Origin of the sequence: Vibrio chemaguriensis (assembly GCF_012275705.1) — a bacterium.
GTDB classification, from domain to species: domain Bacteria; phylum Pseudomonadota; class Gammaproteobacteria; order Enterobacterales; family Vibrionaceae; genus Vibrio; species Vibrio diabolicus.
On sequence record NZ_SHOE01000025.1, the window covers coordinates 59083 to 66498 of the forward strand.

The window sequence follows — 7416 nt, forward strand, 5'->3', positions numbered from 1 at the left end:
CAAGAATCAGAAGCGTAAGAAAACCGAACCTAGACTGGGGTGTACAAAGCGTATTAGGAATGACTATGCTTGTGGAACACGTTTGTCGGCACTGACTCGTTGTTCGCTTAACTTGTAAGATAGCAACAATAAATCGCAAACATTATTTGATCTTAACCTACAGTTTTGGTTAAAAAGTGTAGTAAAATTACGCTAGTTTTGTTTCAAGGTTAGATAGGGCAGCGAGGCCCTACGCCAAAAGTTACTTAAATTTGATGAGGTCATCACTATGTCAGCTAAGAAGCCACTGGCTCTAGTTATCCTTGACGGTTACGGTTACCGTGAAGACACAGCAAGTAACGCAATTGCGAATGCGAAAACACCAGTAATGGATGCTCTGATTGCGAATAACCCACACACTCTAATCTCTGCTTCAGGCATGGATGTTGGCCTTCCTGATGGTCAAATGGGTAACTCAGAAGTTGGTCACACTAACATTGGCGCAGGTCGCGTTGTATACCAAGATCTAACCCGTATCACCAAATCGATCGCTGACGGTGAGTTCGCTGAAACGCCAGCGCTTGTTGAAGCAGTTGATGCTGCTGTTAAAGCAGAGAAAGCGGTACACATCATGGGTCTGATGTCTCCAGGTGGCGTACACTCTCATGAAGACCATATCTACGCAGCGGTTGAAATGGCAGCGGCTCGTGGCGCTGAGAAAATCTACCTACACTGTTTCCTAGACGGTCGTGACACGCCACCACGTAGTGCAGAAAACTCGCTACAACGTTTCCAAGATCTATTCGCGAAACTAGGTAAAGGTCGTGTTGCTTCTCTAGTAGGTCGCTACTACGCTATGGACCGTGACAACAACTGGGATCGCGTTCAAGTTGCTTACGATCTTCTGACTCAAGCGAAAGCTGAGTTCACAGCAGAAACCGCCGTTGCTGGTCTAGAAGCGGCTTACGCTCGTGAAGAGAACGATGAATTCGTGAAAGCGACAGCCATCAAAGCGGAAGGCGAAGAAGACGCAATCATGCAAGACGGTGATGCGGTTATCTTCATGAACTACCGTGCTGACCGAGCTCGTCAAATCACTCGCGCATTCGTGCCTGACTTTGATGGTTTTGAGCGTGCGGTATTCCCGGCAGTTAACTTCGTTATGTTGACTCAATACGCGGCAGATATCCCTCTAGCAATCGCATTCCCACCAGCGTCTCTAGAAAACACGTACGGTGAGTGGCTGTCTAAGCAAGGTCAAACTCAGCTACGTATCTCTGAAACAGAGAAATACGCGCACGTAACGTTTTTCTTCAACGGCGGTGTTGAAAACGAATTTGAAGGCGAAGAGCGCCAGCTTGTTGCTTCTCCAAAAGTAGCCACTTACGACCTTCAGCCAGAAATGAGCTCCCCTGAGCTTACAGAGAAACTGGTTGCGGCGATCAAGTCTGGTAAGTTCGACACTATCATCTGTAACTACCCGAACGCAGATATGGTTGGTCACACTGGCGTTTACGAAGCAGCTGAGAAAGCAATCGAAGCGCTAGATGAAAGTGTTGGCAAAGTAGTTGAAGCAATCAAAGAAGTTGGTGGTCAGCTGCTGATCACTGCGGACCACGGTAACGCAGAAATGATGGTTGACCCAGAAACGGGTGGTACTCACACAGCGCACACTAACCTACCGGTTCCTCTTATTTACGTAGGTGATAAAGCGGTTGAGTTCAAAGAAGGCGGCAAACTGTCTGACCTTGCACCAACCATGCTTTCTCTAGCGGGTCTAGATATCCCAGCAGAAATGACGGGTGAAGTGCTAGTTAAATAATTAACTGACAACTCAGAATGACAAAAGCCCGAGTTTAAACTCGGGCTTTTTTGTATCTGGCAACAAGGGCTGGTCTGTAAGGTTATTGAACCAAAATGCCAGCACCAATCACAGCTAGGGCTGCGCCCAACCATGCAAATCGGTTTGGTCGGCGTTTAGTGTAAATCCAGAGCAGCGGTAGCAACATAATTGGCGTGGTTGAAGATAGCAGTGCAACCATACCTACATTTCCTTCTTGCAGTGCGTATAAGATCAGCGTCATGCCGACGGCCATCGCCAAGAAACCGTTAAGCGCAGTAATACCAAATACTCTCCAAGTAATGTGTTGTGTCGAGCGAGCGACTTTGACCCCTAGAACTAACAACATGCTGTGGGCGAAAAATGCACTGATCATTCGAATAGCAGAAGCCGCAACAGGGTCAATGCTGGTTTGCATTACTGGCTTGGCGATGATACCACCCAATGCTTGGCACATTGCAGCGGTTAAGCCAAGTCCAATACCCACCCAGATGTTACCTTTAATGTCTTCCAAGACGTTATTCACTTGGCCTCTTCGACCAAAGAATATCGCCATCACCACGCCGCTAAATACCAATGATGCGCCCAGTAGTTCTATTGTGGTCATGACTTCACTAAATAAGAAGTAGCCCAAAATGGCCGAGAATACCGCATGGCAGGAAAACAGTAGCCCGGCTTGTCTTGGCCCCATACGATTCAAGCACGAAAACAGAGCGGTATCGCCAATAAAAATACCAATCAGTCCTGAGGCCATCATTGGCGTTACATGTTCCCAAGAAACCGTTAACCAGCCGCCAGTTATCCAGGCCATTGTTGATAAGATCACAGCCGTGCAACCCATGCGCCAGCGGCTGTAAGAAAAAGCGCCTAGGTGTTGTGCAGGTATGACCGAAATTAGGCTAGAAACTGCCCACAGAAAAGCGGCGCATAAAGCGAGCCATTCGTAACCCATGATGTGTCGACGTCCTTGTAGATTTGAGGAGTCTTAATATGCACGAAATTTATGGGATGTAAAAGCCGCTCTGTGAGGGCAGTAGATGGAGAGCAGCTCCATGACAACAAGCTCTGTCACGGAGCTTATCGATTAAAACAGCACCAAAACTGCGCCATACACGATAAATAGACCAATCAAACCAAGAATCAGCCCCACTTTCGCCATGTCTTTGCTCTCGATTAGGCCTGTTGAATAAGCCAAAGAGTTTGGTGGCGTGGAAACCGGTAAGATCATGCCAAGTGATGCGGAGAATGCGACGACAACCAGTAAACCTTGTAGGCCACCAACCGCAATAAGGCTTGGCATGGATGTACCAATAGCGGCAGCAATAGGCATTAATAAGTTTGCCGTTGCGGTATTAGACATAAAGTTCGCCATTAACCAACATACGACCGATAGGGCAAAGACAACGGCAAATGGTGATAGTAAGCTGTAATCAATGGCGTGTGCTAATGCTTCGGCTAAGCCTGTTTTGTCTAAGGCAATACCAATTGCGATACCACCGGCAACCAGCCATAAAACATCCCAGTTAATCAGCTTGAGTTCTTCTTTTCCCATAATGCCCGTTAACGTGAACACCGCCAGCGGGATAATCGCAACAACATACGTGTTCATGCCGTGCACTTTTGTCGTCATCCAAAGCACAATGGTTAGTGAAAAAGTGATGTAGACGACGATCGCGCGCCAGCTCTTTTTGAACGTACCATCCAGCTTTAGTTTCATTTCTGGTTCGCTGGACGGAAACAGCTTCTGCAACAAAAACCAAGCAACAGTGAGTTGTATCAGCACAAATGGTAGGCCCATTGTCATCCAGGATAGGAAGTCTATGGCGTTTTCTCCGGTGAGGTATTGGAGCGCTATTGCGTTAGGTGGCGTGCCTATCGGAGTTGCAATGCCGCCAGTATTCGCGGCAATTGGAATGCACAGCACCAGCGCTTTAATCCCTAGATCCCCTTTAGGTGCAGAAGCGACGATTGGACCGAGCAGCGCCAACATCATGACCGTCGTGGCAGTGTTGGACATGAACATTGAAAAAACGGCGGTAATGAGCATCAAACCCAGCATGATGAACTTAGGTTGTGTGCCGAATGGTTTTAGTAGTACTCGGGCGAGATTGTTGTCGAGTTCGTATTTGGAAGCCGCGATGGCGAGGGCAAACCCACCCATAAAAAGAATAATGATCGGTGAAGAGAAGGCAGAGAAAATATCAGTGTAAGCAATTAACTCTCCTAAATCATGCCCCGCTGGTGGATTGCGAAATAGATGCAAACCTTTATCCGATATCATGATCAGTTCAAGAGCGATAATAAGAATGGACGTAGCAAAAACGGGGACCGGCTCAAGAACCCAAAGTAGGGCAGCAAGAAGAAAAATAGCCAACAGGCGATGCTGAATTAAAGTAAGATCATCAATAGGAATAGCATCAATCGGCATCATCAAAACACCGAGCGGAATTAAAAAGCACACCAGCAATTTCGCCAGCGTGTTTACACTCATCTTTGGCATTGGCTGCCCCTCTAAATATTCATCCTAAGCGCAGGATAATTGATTGTGGAATGAAGGTCTTAGAGGCAGGTATGAGTTTGAGAAATAGAGGCTAAATTTTGAACGGAATTTTGCTTTTTATCAATAAAAAGAGCCCTTGAGAAAGGGCTCTTTTAACGGGGTTTTGCTTATTTTTTCAAGGCGTAAGGTGTGCCCATTACGGTTGGCTTACCGTTTTCCATGCTTGCGTCAAACTCAATCGCGTCTTTGGCAAACAGGTTAATAACAGTAGAGCCCAGTTTGAAGCGGCCCATCTCTTCGCCTTTTTTCAAGATCACGGCCTTGTCACCCTCAGCTGGGTAATCCCATTTGTAGACAGTATTGCCACGAGGCGGAGTGATCGTGCCAGCCCACACTTGCTCAATGCTGCCAACAATTGTCGCACCAACAAGCACTTGTGCCATTGGACCAAACTCAGTGTCAAAGATACACACCACACGCTCGTTACGTGCGAATAGATTTGGAACGTTTTCTGCCGTAAGTGGGTTTACCGAGAACAGGTCACCAGGTACGTAAATCATTTGGCGCAGTGTGCCGTCACACGGCATGTGTACACGATGGTAATCGCGCGGAGACAGGTACAGCGTGGCAAAAGATCCATCTTTAAATTCGTTTGCTAAATTCGCGTCACCGCCCAGCAGTTCTTGCGCTGAGAAGTGATGACCTTTTGCTTGGATAAGTTGACCATCTTCAATAGGGCCAAATTGGCTAACACAAGCGTCGGCTGGGTGAGTGATGACGTTTTCGCCTTCAGAAATTGGGCGTGCGCCCTCTTTTAGCTCACGAACGAAAAACTCGTTGAACGTTTTAAAATGCTTAGGATCTGAGTGCTTCGCCTCATCCATGTTCACATTGTATTGTTTGATAAACCAACGAATAACTGCTGTTGTTAGACCGCCAGCTTTTGCTGAAGCCAGTTTACCCATTAGGCGAGTGAGGCCGTGTTGTGGGATCCAGTACTGCAGTCCAACTTTAAACTTGTCCATCTTTAATTCCGATACTTCTGTTAGATTCGCGCTTTAGGGCGCGTGATGTTACTGAAATTTAATTTGCTTGTCAGTATTAGGTGAAGACTTTTTACACAGTTACAGTCTTAACTTAATTACAGATCGGCTTTCTTATTGCGTGAATACTGACGGTTTGCTTTGTTTTCAACCATGCTTTCCAAAATGCGATGGTAGTTTTCAAAGCGAGTTTCGTTGATTTCCCCTTTCTCAACAGCTTCACGTAGAAGGCAGCCAGGGTCGTCATTGTGCTTACAATCTCGGAACTTACAACCGCCTAAGTATGGTCGGAATTCAACGAATGCTTTCGTTACTTCTTCTGCTTCCAAATGCCAAAGCCCAAATTCACGCACTCCAGGCGAGTCGATCAAGTCGCCACCCGTCGGAATATGATACAAGCGCGCTGCTGTCGTGGTGTGTTGGCCTAAGCCAGAGTTCTCGGAAACTTCGCCTTCTTCCACTTCGCTCTCTAGTTCCGGCATTAACGCGTTGACTAAGCTGGATTTCCCTACGCCTGATTGACCAACAAAGATATTAATGCGGTCACGCAGCAGGGTTTCTAGTTCAGCAATGCCTTCTCCCGACTTCTTGCTGACCAGAAGCACTTTATAGCCAATGCGTTCATATTCTTTGAGCCATTCTTCATACATTGCACGATCATCGGCTTCTAGAAGATCGACTTTGTTTAAGACCAGCAATGGTGCGATATTCAGTGTTTCTGATGCTACGAGGTAACGGTCAATAATATTCAGTGATAGCTCGGGCAGTACCGAGGAGACAATGACCATTTGATCAATATTGGCAGCTACGGGCTTTAGGCCATCGTAGTAATCTGGACGAGTGAGCACTGAAGAACGAGGTTCTACCGCTTCAACAACGCCAGAAATGCCAGCCATAGACTCCAAGCCTTCGCGCCATAAAACTCGATCGCCAGATACTAAAGATTCGATACCACGGCGAAGGTTACAGCGTTGAATCTCGCCCGTTTCAAGGTCTTCAATATCCGCGTGCTGGCCAAAACGAGTGATCACTAGACCTTGTTTGCTTGCGCCTAGCATGTTTTCATCCCACTGGATGGACTCTTCTTGCTTTTTTAAACGCTTTTGTTGGTTGCTGCGTACGCGTCGCACTTGACCTTTGGTTAACTTTTTCTTCTTTGCCACAATTCTGTACTTTATGTGAATTTACTCAAATGGTTGAGCCGTGATCTTGGCTCTGAGTGAGTATCGTGTTTCCCGTATTTTGAGGTATAGTACCTCTTTTATCGATAAACAAATAGGCGGCGTAACCATGTCCTTTAGCGATCAAAACCTAATTTGGGTTGATTTAGAGATGACAGGGCTTGATCCTGAAACGCACAAAATCATTGAAATTGCTTCTATTGTCACGGATAGCGAGCTAAATATTTTGGCTGAAGGTCCAGTATTAGCGATTCATCAGCCGGAAGAAGAGCTAGCGAAAATGGACGATTGGTGCACCAATACGCATACGGCAAGCGGCTTGGTGGAACGCGTTCGCAGCAGTAAAATCTCAGAACAAGATGCGGTCGCACAAACCATTGAATTCTTAGAAAAATGGGTGCCGAAAGGGGCGTCGCCAATATGTGGTAACAGCATTGGGCAGGATCGTCGCTTCTTGTACAAACACATGCCGGAATTAGAAGAGTTCTTTCATTACCGATATGTTGACGTCAGCACTCTTAAAGAATTGGCGCGTCGTTGGCAACCTGAAGTATTAAATGGGTTCACAAAACAGGGAACACATTTGGCCTTGGACGACATTCGCGAGTCGATTGCAGAACTCAAGTACTATCGTGGTACTATTTTCAAGATTTAACTGTTAAGGTTGCGATCCAAATTGTTGTAATTTATATCGCTTTTGATTGCTTTTTCATCGTTCAGTAAAAAAATAAAGTTTTTTTGAAGGAAGGACTTGCATCACAAAAAAATGCTCTTATAATTCGCAGCCCTAAACAGCGGAAACGTTGTTGATGCGACACTAGCTCAGTTGGTAGAGCGCAACCTTGCCAAGGTTGAGGTCACGAGTTCGAACCT

Annotated in this window: 6 protein-coding genes; 2 read left to right on the forward strand and 4 right to left on the reverse strand. The window is 46.4% G+C overall.

Annotation, left to right across the window (positions count from 1 at the left end):
- Window positions 1-268 precede the first annotated feature (268 nt).
- Complete coding sequence (gpmM, locus tag EX191_RS19235; protein ID WP_046874648.1) at window positions 269-1801, forward strand: 2,3-bisphosphoglycerate-independent phosphoglycerate mutase; 1533 nt, start codon at window positions 269-271, stop codon at window positions 1799-1801.
- 82 nt (window positions 1802-1883) lie between these two features.
- On the opposite strand, the gene EX191_RS19240 is transcribed toward gpmM, so the two are convergent.
- From EX191_RS19240 to rsgA, 4 genes are all read right to left on the reverse strand, one after another.
- Window positions 1884-2771 (reverse strand): DMT family transporter, encoded by an 888-nt coding sequence (locus EX191_RS19240; RefSeq protein ID WP_193448295.1) that lies wholly within the window; start codon window positions 2769-2771, stop codon window positions 1884-1886.
- Window positions 2772-2903: 132 nt separating this feature from the next.
- The gene (locus EX191_RS19245; RefSeq protein WP_176320535.1) at window positions 2904-4319 is read right to left on the reverse strand and encodes an SLC13 family permease; all 1416 of its coding nucleotides are present in this window, start codon (window positions 4317-4319) and stop codon (window positions 2904-2906) included.
- A 167-nt stretch (window positions 4320-4486) separates the two neighbouring features.
- Window positions 4487-5344, reverse strand: a complete 858-nt coding sequence (asd, locus tag EX191_RS19250) for an archaetidylserine decarboxylase (protein ID WP_005395389.1) — start codon at window positions 5342-5344, stop codon at window positions 4487-4489.
- Between the two features lie 116 nt (window positions 5345-5460).
- Window positions 5461-6525, reverse strand: a complete 1065-nt coding sequence (gene rsgA, locus EX191_RS19255) for a small ribosomal subunit biogenesis GTPase RsgA (RefSeq protein ID WP_005395388.1) — start codon at window positions 6523-6525, stop codon at window positions 5461-5463.
- 127 nt (window positions 6526-6652) lie between these two features.
- Between rsgA and orn the strand changes: the two genes are divergently transcribed.
- Window positions 6653-7198 carry an oligoribonuclease gene (gene orn, locus EX191_RS19260; protein ID WP_193448296.1) on the forward strand — a complete coding sequence of 182 codons (546 nt, stop codon included), beginning with the start codon at window positions 6653-6655 and terminating at the stop codon, window positions 7196-7198.
- Window positions 7199-7416 lie beyond the last annotated feature (218 nt).